Annotated in this window: 15 protein-coding genes; 6 read left to right on the forward strand and 9 right to left on the reverse strand. The window is 36.5% G+C overall.

Features of this window, described 5'->3' with window-relative positions; translation table 11 throughout:
• The first annotated feature begins 21 nt into the window (after positions 1–21).
• Both I2F17_RS03380 and rapA read left to right on the forward strand, forming a co-directional pair.
• On the forward strand, positions 22–666 hold the full coding sequence (locus I2F17_RS03380; RefSeq protein WP_407926541.1) for an RluA family pseudouridine synthase: 645 nt from the start codon (positions 22–24) through the stop codon (positions 664–666).
• 229 nt (positions 667–895) lie between these two features.
• Positions 896–3,733, forward strand: a complete 2,838-nt coding sequence (gene rapA / locus I2F17_RS03385; protein WP_196422842.1) for an RNA polymerase-associated protein RapA — start codon at positions 896–898, stop codon at positions 3,731–3,733.
• 52 nt (positions 3,734–3,785) lie between these two features.
• On the opposite strand, the gene I2F17_RS03390 is transcribed toward rapA, so the two are convergent.
• Both I2F17_RS03390 and fabR read right to left on the reverse strand, forming a co-directional pair.
• Positions 3,786–4,811: an AI-2E family transporter gene (locus I2F17_RS03390; RefSeq protein WP_196422843.1), complete on the reverse strand. Its 1,026-nt coding sequence runs from the start codon at positions 4,809–4,811 to the stop codon at positions 3,786–3,788.
• Between the two features lie 66 nt (positions 4,812–4,877).
• On the reverse strand, positions 4,878–5,579 hold the full coding sequence (gene fabR / locus I2F17_RS03395) for an HTH-type transcriptional repressor FabR (RefSeq protein WP_196422883.1): 702 nt from the start codon (positions 5,577–5,579) through the stop codon (positions 4,878–4,880).
• 138 nt (positions 5,580–5,717) lie between these two features.
• Between fabR and I2F17_RS03400 the strand changes: the two genes are divergently transcribed.
• The 3 genes from I2F17_RS03400 (at position 5,718) to I2F17_RS03410 (ending at position 9,504) form a co-directional block, all read left to right on the forward strand.
• Positions 5,718–6,788 (forward strand): flavin reductase family protein, encoded by a 1,071-nt coding sequence (locus I2F17_RS03400; RefSeq protein ID WP_196422844.1) that lies wholly within the window; start codon positions 5,718–5,720, stop codon positions 6,786–6,788.
• A gap of 14 nt (positions 6,789–6,802) precedes the next feature.
• Positions 6,803–7,897: a fatty acid desaturase family protein gene (locus I2F17_RS03405; RefSeq protein WP_196422845.1), complete on the forward strand. Its 1,095-nt coding sequence runs from the start codon at positions 6,803–6,805 to the stop codon at positions 7,895–7,897.
• Positions 7,898–8,052: 155 nt separating this feature from the next.
• On the forward strand, positions 8,053–9,504 hold the full coding sequence (locus I2F17_RS03410) for an aminoacyl-histidine dipeptidase (protein ID WP_196422846.1): 1,452 nt from the start codon (positions 8,053–8,055) through the stop codon (positions 9,502–9,504).
• Between the two features lie 334 nt (positions 9,505–9,838).
• Here I2F17_RS03410 and I2F17_RS03415 read toward each other — a convergent pair whose 3' ends face one another.
• The 4 genes from I2F17_RS03415 to I2F17_RS03430 form a co-directional block, all read right to left on the reverse strand.
• Positions 9,839–11,794 carry a hypothetical protein gene (locus tag I2F17_RS03415; protein ID WP_211139089.1) on the reverse strand — a complete coding sequence of 652 codons (1,956 nt, stop codon included), beginning with the start codon at positions 11,792–11,794 and terminating at the stop codon, positions 9,839–9,841.
• A gap of 315 nt (positions 11,795–12,109) precedes the next feature.
• Complete coding sequence (locus I2F17_RS03420; RefSeq protein ID WP_407926542.1) at positions 12,110–13,345, reverse strand: esterase-like activity of phytase family protein; 1,236 nt, start codon at positions 13,343–13,345, stop codon at positions 12,110–12,112.
• A 116-nt stretch (positions 13,346–13,461) separates the two neighbouring features.
• A complete protein-coding gene (locus I2F17_RS03425) occupies positions 13,462–14,100 on the reverse strand; it encodes a YitT family protein (protein WP_196422849.1) in 639 nt (212 codons plus the stop codon).
• A 73-nt stretch (positions 14,101–14,173) separates the two neighbouring features.
• A complete protein-coding gene (locus I2F17_RS03430; protein WP_196422850.1) occupies positions 14,174–14,803 on the reverse strand; it encodes an alpha/beta hydrolase in 630 nt (209 codons plus the stop codon).
• 131 nt (positions 14,804–14,934) lie between these two features.
• Between I2F17_RS03430 and yaaA the strand changes: the two genes are divergently transcribed.
• The gene (yaaA, locus tag I2F17_RS03435) at positions 14,935–15,717 is read left to right on the forward strand and encodes a peroxide stress protein YaaA (protein ID WP_211139096.1); all 783 of its coding nucleotides are present in this window, start codon (positions 14,935–14,937) and stop codon (positions 15,715–15,717) included.
• Between the two features lie 40 nt (positions 15,718–15,757).
• Here the strand turns inward: yaaA and phrB are convergent, their stop codons facing one another.
• From phrB to I2F17_RS03450, 3 genes are all read right to left on the reverse strand, one after another.
• Entirely contained in the window at positions 15,758–17,182 is a 1,425-nt protein-coding gene (gene phrB / locus I2F17_RS03440; RefSeq protein ID WP_211139090.1) for a deoxyribodipyrimidine photo-lyase, read from the reverse strand.
• Between the two features lie 96 nt (positions 17,183–17,278).
• Complete coding sequence (locus I2F17_RS03445) at positions 17,279–17,761, reverse strand: FKBP-type peptidyl-prolyl cis-trans isomerase (protein ID WP_196422852.1); 483 nt, start codon at positions 17,759–17,761, stop codon at positions 17,279–17,281.
• A gap of 189 nt (positions 17,762–17,950) precedes the next feature.
• Positions 17,951–19,240 (reverse strand): NAD(P)/FAD-dependent oxidoreductase, encoded by a 1,290-nt coding sequence (locus I2F17_RS03450; RefSeq protein WP_196422853.1) that lies wholly within the window; start codon positions 19,238–19,240, stop codon positions 17,951–17,953.
• Between the last annotated feature and the right edge of the window lie 11 nt (positions 19,241–19,251).

The following is a 19,251-nucleotide window of genomic DNA, read 5'->3' on the forward strand; positions in this document are numbered from 1 at the left end:
TCACACAGATGGAATACAGCTTTGCCTGATTTTTTAACCGAACATCTCATTTATAAAGATGAAGATTTTATGGTCATTCACAAGCCTGCAGGTCTACTGAGCGTGCCGGGTAAGGGTGAAGCATTATACGATAGTGTACTCACACGTTTAGTCCAAAATGAACCAAAAACTTTACTTATTCATCGTTTAGATCGTGATACTTCAGGTCTTTTGGTGTTTGCACTGACTCGCTTAGGGCAAAATAGTATTTCAAGGCAGTTTCAAGAACGTCAAACTCATAAAGTTTATCAAGCACTTGTTGCCGGACATTTAGAAGGGCACGGTTGTATTGATATTCCTGTTATTTATGATCCAAGTCGTCCACCTTTACATATTGTAGATGCTAACCACACTAAACCTGCCATCACACATTGGACTGCTTTAGCGCACTTCGAGATTAATGGTCAAGCGGTGACTCGGGTTGAGTTAGTTCCTATAACAGGTCGTGCGCATCAATTACGTGTACATTTGCAACATTTAGGTCATCCTATTGTGGGTGACACGTTATATGCAAATTTGGCACAACAACGTCTGACAGATCGTTTGTGCTTACATGCATACAAAATTTCTTTTACTCATCCTAAAACATCTCAAACTGTGAATTTTGAATGCCCTGTGCCATTTTAAGATCACTTGAGTCACTCATTTCACATGATTCATCATTACACTCGCTCTAGAAGCGTTAAAATGTGTAGTGCTACAAATGTATAAAACTTGTCAATAGATACTTAATTTATTGACATATTGAAGCATATTTCTTGCGCACTTTGCTTGGGCTTTATGCGAAAATATGAAAGTAAAATCCAAACTAAACGATCTATAGCATAGATTGGTTTTGTCTAGACTTAAATGAAAGGTGAAAAAATTGCAACAGTTTGCTATTGGTCAACGTTGGTTATCTGATACAGAAACGGAACTTGGTTTAGGTGTAGTCATTGATGTAGACGAGCGTGCTGTCAGTATTTTATTCCCTAAAAGTGATGAAACACGAGTATATGCCAAAAGTAATGCACCATTGTCACGCATTGTATTTAATGTAAAAGATGAATTACATGATCAAGAAGGGATTGCATGGACTGTAGAGTCATTTGAAGAGCGTTTTGGTGTACTGAAATACCATGTGGTACGTACATTAAGCCACGGCGAAAAAGAGTATAAAACGCTCAACGAAACTCGTCTAGGGGCGCAAATTCAGCTTTCCAAGCCACTTGATCGTTTGCTCGCTAGTCAAGTAGATATTAAAGCATGGTATGACTTGCGTGTAGAAGCCTTGCAAATGCAAGCCAACATGAATAACAACCCTTTAAGAGGGGTGATTGGTGCACGAGTTGGATTAATTCCACATCAATTGTATATTGCACATGAAGTAGGAAAACGCTTTGCGCCACGTGTATTACTTGCCGATGAAGTGGGCTTAGGTAAAACCATTGAAGCGGGGCTGATTATTCACCAACAGTTAAAAACTGCTCGTGCTGAACGTATTTTAATTTTAGTGCCTGATTCATTGCAGTACCAATGGATGATTGAAATGCGCCGTCGTTTCAATTTGAATTTTGCCATTTTTGACCTAACACGTACAGCCGCAATTCGTGAACATGATCCTGAGTTGAATCCATTTAGCACGGAACAATGTATTATTGCGAGTGTTGACTTGATGGTTGACCATGAAGATTTACGAGAGCAAGCGTTAGATGCAGGCTTTGACCTGTTGGTGGTCGATGAAGCTCATCATTTGATGTGGAACGAAGAAGAAGGTGGTAATGACCGTTACGATTTAATCGAGGAACTTGCAGAGAAAATTCCTGGTGTATTGCTACTGACAGCAACGCCTGAGCAATTAGGAGTAGAGAGTCATTTTGCTCGCTTACGTTTACTTGATCCACAACGTTTTAGTGCCTTAGATCGATTCCTAGATGAAGAAGAAAAATATCATCACACTGCAAAAATTGCAGAAGTGCTGATGTCTGATGAACCACTCACTCAAATACACCGTGATGCGCTTGAAAAGCTATTGGGTCATGTCATTGAAGATCAACCCGAACAACGCTATCAAGCCATTCATGAACTGTTAGACCGTCATGGTACAGGGCGTATTTTGTTCCGTAACACGCGTGAAGCGATTCAAGGTTTTCCTGGTAGAGATTGTCGTCCTGTACCACTGATTGCACCAGCAACATGGTCTATGACAGGAAAATTACGCGAACAAATGTGGCCTGAAGAAGCACATATTGATGGCTCTTGGATGCAACATGATCCACGTGTTATGTGGCTGATGGATGTTTTACGTAAAGACTTAAAGCATAATAAAGTATTGCTCATTGCGCGTAGTGGCCCTGTGGTCGAAGCTTTGGAAAATGTATTACGCTTACATGCAGGCATACGTACAGCAATGTTCCATGAGGCAATGACCTTGCTAGAGCGTGATCAGGCCGCTGCTTATTTTGCTGAAGATGTAAATGGTGCACAAATTTTATTGTGCTCTGAAATTGGTTCAGAAGGTCGTAATTTCCAATTTGCGAGCGATTTAATTTTATTTGACTTACCATCAAATCCAGATGTACTTGAACAACGTATTGGTCGTCTTGATCGTATTGGTCAAGAAAATAGAATTCAAATTCATGTTCCGTATTTGATCGGTACAGCACAAGAGCGTATGTTTCGTTGGTACAATGAAGCACTCAATATTTTTAACCATATTTCACCAACTGCACAAACGCTGCAAGAAAACTTTATTGCTGATCTTAAATCCCACTTACTTACTGATTTAGGTTCAGATTTTGATGATCTTTTAGAAAATGTAACCTTGCAACGCCAAGCTTTAGAGCGAGAGTTACAAGAAGGGCGAGATCGATTACTAGAATATAATTCATGTCGTCCATTGGTGGCACAAAATATTGTGAAAGCATTAGATGATTATGATGACAATACAACGCTACCGATGTTTATGAAGCGTTTTATGTCTTCAACCAATATTGATTTTGATGAACAAAGTAATGGTACTGTGATCATTAAACCCAGTGATCAAATGCAAGTGAGCGGGCTGACACTTGATGAAGAAGGAATGACGGCCACGTATTATCGTGATCAAGCTCAAATTCGTGAAGATGCACAATATTTAACTTTAGAACACCCATTTATTGAAAGTGTGATGGAAATGATCCGCACGCAATCTTTTGGTAGTACCAATGTGGCTATGCTGAAGTCTAATGCAATTAAACCAGGCACTGTGTTGGTTGAGGTATGGTTTAAAATTGAAGCCATTGCACCAAAAGCATTAAATGTATTGGCAAGTTTACCAACCCAGTTGATTCGAGTATTACTGAGTGAGAACGGACAAGATTTATCGAAAAAAATTGATCCAAGTATACTTAGGCCACATCTTAATCATTTAGATGGCAACAGTAGTCGTCAAATTGTTAAAGCACGTAGAGATGTGATTGAGCAACGTTATCATCAAGCATTAGATTTAGCTAAAGCCTATTTGCCTGAGTTGCAAGCGCAAGGTCAAAACAACTACGGCAAGCAATGGCAGTATGAAATTGATCGTTTAGAATATCTAAAACAATTTAATCCGAGCATTCGTAAAGATGAAATTGAGCGATTGAAAAAATTACAGCAAGAAGGCTTAAATAGCTTGGGTCAATTGTCGGTTGTACCCGAAGCCATTCAGGTGTTGGTGACGGTTAAACCATAAATGAAAAAGCGCCCGTTAAATAAACGGGCGCTTTTTTAAAACAGCATTGATATTAAATCATTTTTAATACGGTCAATTCTTGTTTGATATATGCATAAAAAATAGGGGCAACAATTAAGCCACCGATTCCAAAAATAGCTTCAAAAATGAGCATGGCCAATAATACCTCCCACGCTTTTGCTTTAATTTTTGTTCCGATAATTTGTGCGTTGATAAAGTATTCTAATTTGTGAATGAGTACTAAGTATACTAAGCATACCGAGGCGACAGGTAACGAAATGGTGAGGCCTGCCAATACAATAAGAGAATTAGAAAGTAAGTTCCCTGCAATAGGAATTAAGCCGAAAACAAATGTGAGTAAACATAGTGTTTTTTCAAAAGGTAAATGTACGTGAAATAACGGCAATATAATGAGCGAAAAAATAACAAACAACACGGTATTAATAAATGAGATTTTAATTTGAGCAAAGACTACATTTCTAAATGATTCCCCTAAATGAGAGATTCTTTCAGTCAGTGCGACTTTAAATGCAGGCTGTGGCGATGTACTTTTTTGATGTGTCGTTTGCACTGACACTAAAATACCAATAATAAGCCCAATAAATGTAGTGGCAATATTGTGTAAAAAGTCTGTACCTGCACTGCGTAAAGCTTGAATATTATTTTTAATGAGCTCCATGAAATTGTTTTTCAGGTCGCTAATATTATTTGGAATATAGCTCGGTAAAAAGCGACTGATTTCTTGTTGCATGCTCATTAACGTTTTATCTATTTGAGCGTTAAAGCCATTTAGGCCATGATGACCTTGTAAGTCAGATAAGGTAAAATTCACTAGTGTTGTAATAATAAAAACCAGTGATGCAATGATGCTAACACTAAGTACAATACTCAAAATAAGTTTAATTTTATTGCTTTTCGTGTATGGTTCAATCATTTTACTTAATGAGTGAATAATTTCGTAAATTAAAAAGCCTGCAAAAAAACTGGCTAATAAATGCAAGGGAATCATGGCAGTTAGTGCAATCACAATAATGAGATAGCTTGCAATCTGTGCTTGTCGGTCGTTAAATAGACTCATATTTAATCAGCTTATTATCATGTTACTGTGAGGCTATGTCATCTTTTTAGCCGTATTATTACCTGTTTAACTTTTTGCTTTATTTTGCTCACGATGTTCTAAACGACGTGCACCTTCTAGGATCATTCGAATCATTAGCATGGTTTGTTCTGCGGTATGTCGCCTTTGTTTTACATCTAAATCTAAAACTTTTGCGCCCATATTAAAGACCAATTGTGTAATGGCAATGGCGACAATTTCTGGGTGTGCAATGGTGCTTTTATTCATTTGCTCTAAGCGTACGAGATCTTCTTGTAATTCTTGTTGGAAGAAATTCAGTTGTTGTTCAACAGCTTGTTTGTAAGAGACAGAACCTGTGTAGCCTTCTCTTAACAGTAGACTTAAATACCCCTCATCGGTATCAAGCTGTTGTAAAAAAATATCTACAGAGCTACGAATAATTCCATCTTGCTTTACGGCTCTTAGCCGTGCTTCACGAATAATTTGTCTTAACACTAAACCTGCACGATTAATCAGCTCAATCGCTAATTCATCAATATCTTTAAAGTGTCGGTAAAAGCTATTGGGAGCAATGCCTGCTTCACGTGCAATTTCTCTTAAACTCAGTGAGGCAATACTTTTTTGAGGACCAATCAAATTAAGCGTTGCTTGAAATAGTTCTTCTTTTGTAATTGTTGCTTTTCTGCCGACAGTGCGTGCAGTGGTCTTGAGCGGCTCTAAAGGTGGCTCAAGTATTTCATGCGATGTCATTGTAGATAAAGAGGCCATGTTTGTCATTGAAGATGTTTTCTTGATTATAGCCTTATCTTTAGTGAATTAGAAATACAACAATTCGTTGTTTTAATACTATACATATATATATACATGTGTATAATAATAAAGAGTCATAACTGAGATGGCCTAAATATGAGCGTTTTACCAAAGAAAAATCATGCACTCAATTTTCTGACTGAGAGTGTACTTGACCAAAGGGTTGTTAACTTTTGGGTGCAAAAGTTTAATCCAATGTGGTCTACTCATGAAATGTTAGGCCGTATCGTTAAAAAACAAAGCACTGCTAAAGATATGGTCACGTTGACTATACGTTGCAATAAGCGCATGAATTTTGGGTTACCCGGGCAGCATCATCCTGTGATTGTTGAAATCGCCGCACGCCGTTTAGAGCGAACATACAGCCTCAATCGTATAGATGAGCAACATGTTGAATTAACTTTGAAAAAAGTACCTCAAGGTGCGGTAAGTACATGGCTATGTAACGTTGCTGAAATTGGCGATGTGATTGAATTTGGCCAACCTTATGGTGAAATGCTTTGTGTAACACATCCTGAAAAAGACGTTATTTTATTGGCGGCAGGAAGTGGTATTACCCCCATGTATAGCATGATTTATGATCTTGTAAAAACAGGTCAGCTCAAACACTATCGTTTAAAACTCATGTATTGGGTTAAGCATTTTGAAGACGTGGCTTTTCATTCATTTTTTGAAAAAGTGGCTCAACAGTACCCTGAGTTTACCTACCAAGTTTTCTGTACTCAAGATGCCCAAACATCATCACGTTTAAATGAACAGCATGTCACAGATTGTGGTGATCTGCACGACACAGCAGTATTTGCATGTGGGCCATCTGGATTTGTAAATTCTGCGTGTGAGTTATTTCACGCAGCACGGTTATTTAAGAGTGAAGCCTTTACTTTATCACCACTAGAAATCTCTGATACAGGTACAGTGACTATTACACTGACCAAATCTCAAAAAATGTTAGAAGTTCCGTGTGGAATCTCTTTACTTGAGGCTTTAGAGCAAGCCAATGAAAAACCAGTTGCAGGTTGCCGTATGGGTATTTGTAATAAGTGTTCATGCCATAAGGTGAGCGGTGTAACACAAAATATTTTGAACCAAAATCAAAATTCAGAGCCAGGTAGTTCATTACGCATTTGTATTAATTCGGCAAAATCTGATCTAGTCTTAGATCTGTAAGAGTGAGTTGTATCATGAATATGCACGTTAAAACCCAGTACTTTAAAAACCCAAAGAATCGAGACTTAACAGAAGCCGAATTGGAATCTTTAGCGGCAGAGCTTGATGCAATTAAACAAGATGTGCTTGATGACTTAGGTGAAAAAGATGCTAAGTATATGCGCCGTGTATATTCAACGGTGCGCTATAGCAGTATTGCGGGTCGAGCATTATTATTTGCAGGATGGTTTCCACCAGCATGGGTTTTAGGTACAGGATTACTGGGTTTATCTAAAATTCTCGAAAATATGGAAGTGGGCCATAATGTCATGCATGGTCAATATGATTGGATGAATGACCCTAAACTCATGGGACAAAGTTATGAGTGGGACATTGCAGGCACAGCAGATAATTGGAGACAATCACATAACTTTACCCATCATACCTATACCAATATTAAAGGAATGGATGATGATATTGGTTATGGTTTATTGCGCCTTTTTCCTGAACAGCGCTGGAAAAAATCTCACCTTTTACAGCCGTTATACACCATTCCATTTAGTCTTTTATTTCAATGGGGTGTAGCAATACAAGACCTTGAAGTTGGTAAAGTGTTTATTGGTCGCAAGACTAAAAAACAGTTGTGGAAAGAATGGAAACCGATTCAAAACAAAGTGGCAAAATTACTGTTTAAAGATTATGTGTTTTTCCCATTGATTGCAGGCCCAAATGCGATTCCTGTATTTTGTGGTAATTTAGCGGCCAATGGTATTCGTAACGTATGGACATTTAGTATTATTTTCTGTGGTCATTTTACGAAAGATGTAGAAGTATTTCCAAAGTCTGTTTTACAAAATGAAAGTAAAGGACATTGGTATATGCGTCAAATTCGAGGATCATCAAACTTAGAAGGTTCTGAAATTTTCCATATTTTGACAGGGCATTTAAGTCATCAAATCGAGCATCATTTATTTCCTGAAGTGCCGGGTCGCCGTTACAGAGAAATGGGGCCGAAAGTTGAAGCTGTATGTGAAAAATATGGTTTAAACTACAATAATGCAAGTTTATTTAAACAATATAGTCAAGTTCTCGGACGTATTTTTAAATATGCTTTACCTTTCAAAAAATAAAATAATCACTGACTCAAGCACCCTATATGTAACTCTTAGCATGTAGGGTGTTTTTTTATTTGTAAATTGAAAGATAAAAGTTTTGTACACAATATGGATTGTTGTTTGTCTTGAGAGTCATTACTCTAAACAAATTATATTTTTGAGTGACATGTATGGACGTATTTCCTCTTTCTCAATTACAACCACAAGTGGTGTGGAAGCATTTTGAAACATTATGCAAAACACCTAGAATGTCTAAAAAAGAACAACAATTACGAGATGCTTTACAAGCGTGGGCAACACAAAGAAGTTTATCTAGTATGGTCGATCGTGCAGGAAATTTGTTGATTAAAAAACCTGCTACAAAGGGTAAATCACATGTAAAAACAGTGATCTTACAAGCGCATATAGATATGGTTACACAAGCTAATAGAGATACTGTGCATGATTTTAGTAAAGATTTCATTCAACCTATACTTGAAGATGGATGGTTGATTGCAAAAAACACCACATTAGGGGCAGATAATGGAATTGGTGTGGCATTAGCCTTGGCTGTATTAGAAAGTGATGATCTTGAACATGGGCCGATAGAGGTTTTGCTTACGGTAGATGAAGAAGCAGGAATGAGTGGTGCTCGAGGAATAGACCCAGCGTTATTAAAAGGGCAGTGGCTATTTAATATGGACACTGAAGAATGGGGCGAGCTGTATTTGGGCTGTGCAGGTAGTCAAGATGTTGAACTCACCCAAAAAATAACAGCACAAGCCGTACCGAAAGATTTGGTATGGTTTCAATTAAATATACAAGGGCTTAAAGGTGGGCATTCAGGTGTAGATATTCATTTAGGCCGTGGTAATGCAAATGTTATTTTAGTGCAATGTTTACAGCAATATTTAGGTGAAGGTTATATTGCATCTTTGGAGGGTGGAACAGCACGTAATGCAATTCCAAGAGAAGCATATGCTGTGATTGGGTTGAAACCACAGCAATATGAAGCGTTTCAAAAAAACCTGATCACATATAAACAGCAATGCTTAGATCAACTAAAAGGTATTGATGATGGTCTAGAATGTATTCTCATGCCTTGCCAACCACCGCAAAACATATGTCCCTCCGATTTGATTAAATCATGGATGACTGCCTTAGCAACATGTCCATATGGTATTTATACAATGAGTAAGGTGTTAGATGATGTTGTTGAAACATCAAATAACATTGGTATGCTATCAATTACACCAACAGAAGCATCTGCTCAAATTATGGTGCGTTCAATGGTTAATGCTGAAGCTGAACAATTAGCTCAACATATTAAAATGCATTTTATACGCCATGGTGCACAAGCTACACTGACACCATTGGTCTCTGGTTGGACACCAAATCCTGAATCGGCTGCTTTAGCGTGTTTACAACAGGCCTATCAAACCACTTTTGGTATTGATGCTAAACTTAAAGTCATACATGCAGGTTTAGAGTGTGGCATTTTAGCCGAGCATTATCCAAATTTACACATGGTGTCATTTGGTCCAGATATTCGTGGAGCACATGCACCCGGTGAGCGAGTGAATGTTGAAACTGTAGCCAAATGTTGGAAGTTACTCACAACAGCATTGGCTTTAGTCGACTAATAAATAAGGGGCTTTACTGTTTATTTTATACAGAAAAAAGCCCCTTTATTTTGATGAATGGTGGTTGTGTATTTAATACAACCATGCTTTTTAACCAAAAATTCTCGGGTAACATGGCTTTTGTTCAACCACGTAACGATGGCGAAACTAAGGTGTTGTCTATGAAAAATTTGTATAGTCCAAAGAACAACACCGATCGTTTGATTTGAGTTAATCTGACCAAGGCAATCTTGCTTGAATGCATTGCCTTGTGTAAATGAATGATTATTGAAACCTGTCGCATGAGTGACTTTGTGATTTCAATAATCTATGATGGTATGCAGTCATTGAACGACTAATGAATCAGTTTTGTCATATCTGCTTTAAATAATGCAACATGAGAGCCTAACAATAAATTTCCATCTGACGAAAAAGCAATAGAATCAATCCCTATTTGTTCGGGATAACCTAATTCAATGAGTTTTTGATAGAAATCGATCAAATGCCCCTCTTGTATACTGTAAAGATGTTTAGAGTCAGTCAATAACCAAGGATTATTGTTTGAGTCAATGCTTATTGATTTAAAAGAAGGGGTATCTTTGTTGGCATTGTATAAAATCGTATAAGATTTAGACTTTAAATCTATTTTATAGATATTGTAATAGCCATCAACCACATAGCCTAGATCACCTTTTACTGAAACAAGCTTTGGTTTTTTATTATATTTTGCTCTACAGCGACAATCATCGTCTTTTAAATCGACAATAGGTGTTTTTTCAGGGTCTGAATCTGAAAATGAAATAAGAGTAGAGACTTTTTTGTCTGGTGAAATTTGAAAAATTTTGTAGCTATCTGCATCTGCAATAAAAAGATTGCCTTGCTCATCTACAGTGATCGATTCAGCCCCTTTAACGATAGACCGAGGTTGCATTTGATCATCTACTTCAGTGTCTGATATTTCATTAAACCAATTTACATCTCTGTACGATTGTTCATAGTTGTCTATTTTATTGGTGAGTGGTGATTTTATGATAGTGTCGTAACTTATTGAATATAAATTGTTATTATAAACAATAAATTGTCCGACATATTTATGATCAAAAAGCTGACGAGGTGTTTGATTATTTTTATAAAAATTTAAACCATATATACCATTGTAACAATAGGCACCATCTTGATTGGCATATAGATTAGTACATCCTTGCATCTTTTTAGTAATATCTTGATCTGTTTTATCTATATTATTTTCTTTTGTACCAGCAATTCGTTCTAATTTTTTGGTTAAAGAGAGCGTATAAACACTGAAATATGTTGAAATGATTAATTCATTTTTTTCTGGATGAGCAATCAAATGAAGTGGTGAAAATCGTAATGAATCGTCATAATGATCGAGTAGAGGATTACATTCTCTGTGGTGTTTATCTAAGTAATCAGAATCACATACACTTTGAAAAAAGTTTTCGAAATTACCACTCTGATTTAATTTTTTAATATGTGATTTTAAACTTTCTATAATAAAGACCCCTAAAGAAGAGACACTAAGATCAGAAATGTGTTCGAACTGATCTTGCCATTGTTTTATTATTTTACGCTGCGCAATATGATACTGAAAAACAGAGGTATCGTTAAATAACCATACTGTACCATCTTGATTTGAATGTATGCCGTGGGCTTTGAACGAGTTGGGCATGGGAAGATCAGAAATAGTATGATCTGGAGTTATGAGTCTTAACTTTTCACCATTGTTGTCTAATACAACCCATTCATTTTTTGTGCTTTCAGTAATCCCTATCGGTAAATTAAAAGTCGCTTGGTTGAGCGGAGTGGTTGGATTTTGAATGTTTTTTTGATTTATAAAGCGCTCACTAGAATGAGCAAGATCGCTGAATTTACCTGCAATTAAGACGTGTTCATTGTTTGGTGTAATGGCTTCTAAAATATTATTTGATGAATTTACGTAGATAAAATTTTCACTAGAAAGAGCATCTTCGTTATATTTTAAATGTTGAATTTCTTGTTCACTATAGTCGCCTTCATTTAAAATATGCTTGAGTGTTCCATCTTTATTGATTTGTACGAGCTGTCCATTAATATTTAGTATAAATGGAAATGTTTGATGTTCTTGCTTGAACATATGTATATTACTAATCACGCTTAGATTAAGATTTAATAAAGGGTTTGCATTGATTTCAGGCAATTCACCATCTATAAGTGTGACGTATGACGTTTTATTTTCAGGTGTTTCTGTTGTACATCCCACCAAGGTTATTAAAAGAAAAATAATAGCCAACAGATTTTTTGGCAAAAACATGAATTAAGTCTCTTTTTTTTAAAAAATATGATTATATATCACTTTGTTGTATTGATGTATGTTGAATGCATTATTGGATTTGAAAAAAGTGATTAAAAATTTGTGGCTGTATATCATTTTTATAAAAGGGGTTAAAGCTTCTTTAAAATAGCATTTAAGTGATTGAATGAGACATATAATCTTGCATTGGTTACTGCATAGTATTATGAGCATATACATGAAACAAATATATGCCCATTCAATACGTGAATAATAGACGTTAATCCTCCAATTTAATTGAAGTCTTTTACTTCAATTAAAATCAGTTGATTTTTTCTACTTGAGGGCGTGCGTTAGTTTAATTTGAATGATTTCGTTATTATCTGCTTTGTACGGATTTCTTCCAGAAGAAAAAGGAAAATTATTGTCATTAAATACTGTAATGGTATTTGGGCTTTCAATAATGATATCTTCAATGGTTTCAAAAGGCATCATAAATTGATGCTTTGTTCCTAAATCATTTACATCTTGATTAGGATACAGATGATGTGGATTATTTATTTGCATTAAATTCACAAGTTCATGACGTGTGACCAACTGTTGGGGTGCATTTAAATGTATTTGAATCAGCTTTTTATAGCCATTGATGTCGTTTTGTGTGGCATCTCTTTCAATAATAAGGCCATCTTTTGCATTAAACATCTGAAAATCACCAATATTGGTCGCTTTATCGTTGAGTGCAAAGTAATAGTGGTTCGGTGTATATTGCTTTTTTTGTACATCAAATTGAAAGATGATGAGCTGTTTGTCTTTTGAATTTAATAGCGGTTTTTCAAGGATTGGGTATAAAAACATTTGGTCTGGTGAAAGTGCCATTCCTTCAAAACCAGCACTGCGTTGTACTAATGGTTCAATGTATTGTGATGGATAACGATTAAATTGATTTTGTGGCGATCTTAATACGCTGTTTGGGTTGAGTGGGTCGGGTAAAGATATAGGTGGGTCAAGCAATGTGCCATCGGCAGAAAAGTGTAGTAAATACGGCCCAAATTCATCTCCAATCCAATAACTCCCATCTTTGAGTTGTTGCATTGATTCTGGATCAAAATCTGCGCCTGTTAATAAACGTTCAGTTGTATTTTGATGAGTAATTTCAAATGGAATCAGGCGATTTGGATCTTTAAGTTGAATGGTTTTAAGAATATCAATATTTTGCTGAGATTGATTTTTAGTTAAAAATTGAACCTTTAATGTATACATTCTTAGTAAAAAATCACGTGAATTTTCTTGAGTTCCAAAACCATTATCAGGCATGACAGTATACGTACCATCTTTATTTTTAATGGCTGCAGAGAACCCTTGTACAGGCTGGCTTGAAAAGGGTGGTTTAAACCCATTTTTACCTTCAATGTTGTGGCCACTGCTTGGGCCCTCAGAAAATGTATTTGCAGGTAAACTTGCAAAACCAGTTAATTGAGGGCTTTTTGTTTTTTGTATATGCTCTGCGGGCATTTGACAGCCGAGCATGGCCAATGTAATTGCGATTAAACTTAAATTTTTTTGTAGACTCATGGTCGTCATATACTGTTTTTTTATGAAGTAAAAAGTATAAAAAAACCATGTGAACATGACATGTCAATCATATAACCATTTGATTAAACTTTAGTAAAATCGTAGGTTTATTGAATTTAGGCAATATAACGCGAGCTTTTATGATTCATTGCAATGATAAAATTAAGTACAAATGCGCCTAAAATAGAAATTGCCAACAAGTGCCATTCTACAAAAAAAGCCGATGCAACTAAAATACTTAAATCGACACCCATTTGAAATTTACCTGCCGAGATATTAAATTTACTTTGTAAATATAAGGCCAATAAATTCACACCACCTAAACTAGAGCGATGTCTAAATAAGATAAGAAAACTGACCCCCATAATTAAATTGGCTACGATGGTGGCATAAAATGGATTGAGTGATTGAATTTTAATAAATTGGGGCATAATTTCTGTAAAGGCAGACAGCAGAAGAACAGCAATAAATGTTTTTATAACTAAAGCAACCCCCATTTTTTTATAGGCAAAATAATAAAATGGAATGTTGATAAGGAAAAATACCGTACCAAATTTGAGTCCCGTAATGTAGTGAACCAATAAGGATAATCCTGCCGTTCCACCTGTCATAATGCCTGAAAATTGTAATAGATTTAAAGCAAACGATAAAATAAACGTACCAATTAACATGGCAACCATGTCTTCAAATTTAGTGTGTGCGTCAATGTTAGGCGTTGATAACGTGACATGTGGAGAAGAGGTATTATTTTTCATACAGTGACCCTAATCTAATAAGTATTTTAGATCTACCGCATGTATTGAACCACGCGGTAGTATATTAAGTGAATTATAAGTGAATATAGCGTTGGATCGTTTCGTTCAGCTGTTTTAAGTAGCCTGTAAAAAAGTGATTTGCGCCTGGAAAGATGGTTATAGGGTGTTTTTGTGGTTTTGCCCAAATAATTGCATCTGACAATAATGTAATCTCATCGCCTTCACCATGTATGAGTAGTAAATCCCCTTTGAGTTCAGGCGTTTTATAATGCCTTAATCCTTGTACAGTGGCGGTAGGTAATCCACACAAAACCAATTGTTTTGGGCGTTCGTTTAACTCTAATTGATCATAGGCTTTGGCGATGACATGCGCACCAAAACTAAATCCACCTGCATAAAATGGTAATTCGGAATGTTGTTGTTTTGCATAATTGATGACGGTTAAAATGTCATCTGTTTCACCAAAACCTTCATTGTGAATGCCTTCACTATGACCAGAACCTCGAAAGCTTGGTCTATAAACAACACAACCTCGTTCAGCCAAAATTTTGGCCAAAAGGGCAGGTACTTTATGATGTGGTGTACCTCCTTGTAAGGGATGAGGGTGACATACTACGGCAAATCCTTTTGCAGTGATTTGTGGATAATCAACAAATACTTCAATTTTACCGACTGGGCCATTTAAAAAGAGTGTATCAGTCATATCGTTGATATTTCTTGGGTAAGAAGGAACCTCTATGATACCGATAATTATGATTAAAAACACAAATTAGCTTTAGAAATTCATGACTGTTATAGTAACGGTCATGAACATAACAGATGATAGGTAATACTGTGCTTAGCCTTATTTCCCCAGCCAAAACATTGGATTACGAAACGGCATTGCCGGTAGATCACTTTACACAACCCCAATTGCTAGATCAGTCTGCTCAATTGATTGAAATTTGTCGTGAACTTTCAGCAACCGATATTGCATATTTAATGGGTGTTAGCGAAAAAATTGCTCAGTTAAATGTGGCACGATTTAGAGATTGGAGCTCATCTTTTGATTTTAGCAATGCTCGTCAAGCTATTTTTGCCTTTAAAGGCGATGTCTATATGGGTTTAGATGCTTATTCTTTGAATCCAGATCAGCTGGGTTTTGCACAACAACATTTACGTATGTTGTCTGGATTGTATGGCCTATTACGCCCTTTAGACTTAATGATGCCATATCGTTTAGAAATGGGCACAAAACTACATAACCAACGTGGGACGAATTTATATCATTTTTGGGGTGATTTAATTACACAACACATTAATCAAGACTTAGATGCCTTAAATAGCCATCTTTTGCTTAATTTAGCATCTGATGAATATTATAAAGCGGTGCAACCAAATAAAATTAAAGCAGATATTATTCGCCCTATTTTTTTAGACCAAAAAAATGGCCAATATAAAATCATTAGTTTTTATGCGAAAAAAGCACGTGGTTTAATGGCACGTTTTGTGATTGATCATCAAGTTACGTGTATTGAAGATCTAAAGACATTTGCTGTAGATGGGTATTACTTTGATGCGATAAATTCAAGCTCAACGGAATTAGTTTTTAAAAGAGAAGCCTCTCGTTCAGCTTAAACCGAAGTATGAGGGAGTTTATCCCTCATACTTCAGATTTTTAAAGATTTTTAAATGCTTCAATGGCACGAACACGACTCGATTTTAAATCTACGATGGGGTGTGGGTATTCAATATGACTCACTTTAGATGAGTATGGTGCATGAATTTGCTTTGATGATAATGATGCAAGTTCAGGTACCCATTGTTTAATGTATGTGCCTTCAGCATCAAATCTTTCAGATTGAGTGACAGGATTGAAAATACGAAAATAAGGTGCAGAATCGGTGCCTGTAGAGGCAGACCATTGCCACCCACCGTTATTGGCCGCAAACTCACCATCAATCAAGTGTTGCATAAACCAACGTTCACCCTCTCGCCAATCGATGAGTAAATTTTTGGTTAAAAACATTGCACAAATCATACGTACTCTATTGTGCATCCAACCTGTTTGCTGTAGTTGTCGCATACCTGCATCTACAATAGGTATACCTGTTTGGCCTTGTGTCCATTTTTCAAAATCATGAGGTGCATCGCGCCATGCTAGATGTTTTGTTTCATCTTTAAATGGTTGTGATTTAGAAACTTTTGGAAAGTCGATCATCATATGCTGATAAAATTCACGCCAAATCAATTCAGTTAACCAAGTTTCAACCCCTTGATGATTTAAAACAAACTCTCCGTGGTTGGGTTTAAAAAGTGCTTGTACACATTGTCTGACTGAAATGATGCCTATATTCAAATAAGCTGATAATTGGCTTGTACCCTGTATAGAAGGGAAATCTCTGCTGTCTTTATATTGTTTAACAGATGTTTGAATAAAATCATCTAGTTTTTCTTGAGCAACTGTGTGACCTACAGGCCATAAATTTACAATCTGTTCAGGCACTTTGTATTGTGTGAGTATTTCATCTAAATCTACGTGTTGAATGTGGGTTGGAACATTAACTTTTTCTTGAATTTCAATATCTGGATAACATGTTGGAAGACCATGTTGTAATCGTTCAAAACATGTTTTTTTAAATGGTGTGAAGACCTTATAAGGCAAATTACTTTGTGTACGAATGCTCTTTGCAGGGAACAAGGTATGATCTTGAAAAATATGTAATTCTTTGCCATGTTTTGAAAGTAGTTCTTGAGTGGCGTCATCACGTTGTTTTTCATGTATAGGGTATTGTGCATTTGCATATACATGTTGGACAGATAATTGTTCTGTAAGAGTCTGAATGTGCTCAGGGATATCTTTCCACCAATCGACAACTGTGACGATCAGCGGAATATTTTTTTCTGAAAGTTGTTGTTTGAGTATTGTGAGTTGTCTGAGATAAAAATTAATTTTACAAGATGCATCATGATGTGCTTGCCATTGTTTAGGGGATAAAATGACCAAAGCAATACATTGATTTTCTTGTTGTGTTGCATGCCAAAGGGCACTGTGATCATGTATACGAAGATCTTGTCTAAACCAAATCAGTTGTGTAGGCATTGTCTATGCGTTCTAAATATGGATGTATACGAGTGTATTAATACAGACAAAAAAAAGCAAAGCCGAAGCTTTGCCTTTTTGTATATGATCATACCATTAGTGCTGATGACCGCCTGCACCATGTACGTGACCATGATCTAATTCTTCTTGAGTCGCTTCACGAACGTCTGTAACTTCGACATCAAATGTAAGGTCTTGACCTGCAAGTGGAAAGTTTGCATCCACAACAACAGTTTCGCCTTCAACAGATTTTACAGTAACGATTTGTACACCGTCATCTGTTTGTGCTTGGAATTGCATTCCTGCTTCAATGTTCTCAACACCTTGGAACATTTGTGCTGGTACTTGTTGAACTAATTCAGGATTGTATTCGCCATATGCTTCTGCAGCAGGGATGGTAATGACAAATTTGTCACCAACAGTTTTATTTTCTAGTGCTTTTTCTAGACCAGGAATAATATTTCCTGCACCATGCAAATAAACGAGTGGCTCGCCTTGTGATTTGTCGAGTGTTTCACCTTCTGCATTAGTGAGTGTGTAGTTGAATGAAACAACTTGGTTATTCGCAATTGCGGTCATAGGTTATATCCATTTTTATGTGCCAATATTTTCAAATGCATGACTGCATCAGGAAAATATGTGAAAGGCATCGTTGCATTAAATTATAGTATGAGGATCATTTATAAAAAATCAATGAGTGGTTGTTTAAAAAACAACCACTTCATGTTTTTTAGTGCATACAATTAAACCTATGAGCGGTATATATCATTAATAAAGTTTAATTTTTGGTCCAACACGACGCGTCACAAAATCTTTGGTCATCATCAGTCCAGCTTGAGTATAGCCATGGATATGTGTTTGATGAATTCGGTAGAGTGAGGCATACATTGAACGTGCAAGTGCACCATGTACTTTTACTTGACCTAAAATTTCTCCAATGGCTTTATTACGACTTAAAGAAACCAACGATCCTTTATCTGTAAAGCTAAACATTGGCATACTACCACCGCGTAAGTACACAGGAATGGCCTCTGCTAAAAAACTTGCTTGTTGGCTTGCAACTTGCGCGCGCGGTGCAAGAGGGGGTTCATGGGCATCAGGTTGGCAATGAGCACAATCACCTAAAGCAAAAATATTAGGATGACTTAAGGTTTGTAGCGTAGCGTAGACTTTTAAGCGGTTAATACGGTCTTTTTCAAAGCCTTCGAGTTGCTCAAGGACAGGAGGAGCTTTTACACCTGCTGCCCATACGATCATATCTGCTGGAATGGTTTTACCATCTGCAAATTGAATGGAGTCTTTGGTTACTTCACTCACTTTGTGCTGTGTCAGCACATCAATTCCCATTTTTTCAAGGGTTTTTTGTGTTTGTGCCGAGATCGATTCTGACAACACAGGCAAAATACGATTGGTCGCTTCAATCAATGTAATTTTGACTGAGTTAGGGTCAATATGATCTAAACCGTATTGATGAAAATTTTCTTTAGCATCAATCAGCTCTGCTGCAAGCTCTACGCCTGTTGCACCTGCACCAATAATGGCAATATTGAGCATGCGTTTTGTTGGTGAATTTTGTGCGTTTAAATATAAGTGGAATAGGTCTTGTTGAAATACATCTGCTTGCTCTCTATTGTCTAAAAAGTAGCAGTTTTCACGTACACCTTTGGTATTAAAGTCATTACAACGAGAGCCAATGGCAAGAATAAGTGTGTCGTAACTGATGTTTGTAAAGCCTTCGTAATGATATTTTTCTGATAGCTGTGGTGTGCTAATTTGAATCTGGTTTTGATTTTGATCTAAGCCTTCAAATTGACCCAAAATAAATTGATAATGATGTTTTTTTGCATGGGCAAAGTAGTTGGTTTCTTCTGAATGTGGGTTCAGTGTACCTGCTGCGATTTCATGCAAAAGTGGCTTCCAAATGTGTGATAATGAGCGGTCGATGAGGGTGATTTTAGCTTTTTTGTGTTTACCCAAAGTATTGCCAAGTTGAGTTGCTAACTCTAAACCACCTGCACCACCACCAACAATAACTATTCGATGTAATTCGTTATTCATGATTTGGTTTG

The organism is Acinetobacter baretiae, assembly GCF_015627105.1.
Taxonomy (GTDB): domain Bacteria; phylum Pseudomonadota; class Gammaproteobacteria; order Pseudomonadales; family Moraxellaceae; genus Acinetobacter; species Acinetobacter baretiae.

Coding starts and splice junctions, on each gene's coding strand:
- I2F17_RS03420 (WP_407926542.1), bottom strand. CDS start 13,345: ATGAGTCTACAAAAAAATTTAAGTTTAATCGCAATTACATTGGCCATG.
- I2F17_RS03445 (WP_196422852.1), bottom strand. CDS start 17,761: ATGACCGCAATTGCGAATAACCAAGTTGTTTCATTCAACTACACACTC.
- fabR (WP_196422883.1), bottom strand. CDS start 5,579: ATGGCCTCTTTATCTACAATGACATCGCATGAAATACTTGAGCCACCT.
- phrB (WP_211139090.1), bottom strand. CDS start 17,182: ATGCCTACACAACTGATTTGGTTTAGACAAGATCTTCGTATACATGAT.
- I2F17_RS03410 (WP_196422846.1), top strand. CDS start 8,053: ATGGACGTATTTCCTCTTTCTCAATTACAACCACAAGTGGTGTGGAAG.
- I2F17_RS03450 (WP_196422853.1), bottom strand. CDS start 19,240: ATGAATAACGAATTACATCGAATAGTTATTGTTGGTGGTGGTGCAGGT.
- I2F17_RS03415 (WP_211139089.1), bottom strand. CDS start 11,794: ATGTTTTTGCCAAAAAATCTGTTGGCTATTATTTTTCTTTTAATAACC.
- I2F17_RS03390 (WP_196422843.1), bottom strand. CDS start 4,811: ATGAGTCTATTTAACGACCGACAAGCACAGATTGCAAGCTATCTCATT.
- I2F17_RS03405 (WP_196422845.1), top strand. CDS start 6,803: ATGAATATGCACGTTAAAACCCAGTACTTTAAAAACCCAAAGAATCGA.
- I2F17_RS03425 (WP_196422849.1), bottom strand. CDS start 14,100: ATGAAAAATAATACCTCTTCTCCACATGTCACGTTATCAACGCCTAAC.
- I2F17_RS03430 (WP_196422850.1), bottom strand. CDS start 14,803: ATGACTGATACACTCTTTTTAAATGGCCCAGTCGGTAAAATTGAAGTA.
- I2F17_RS03400 (WP_196422844.1), top strand. CDS start 5,718: ATGAGCGTTTTACCAAAGAAAAATCATGCACTCAATTTTCTGACTGAG.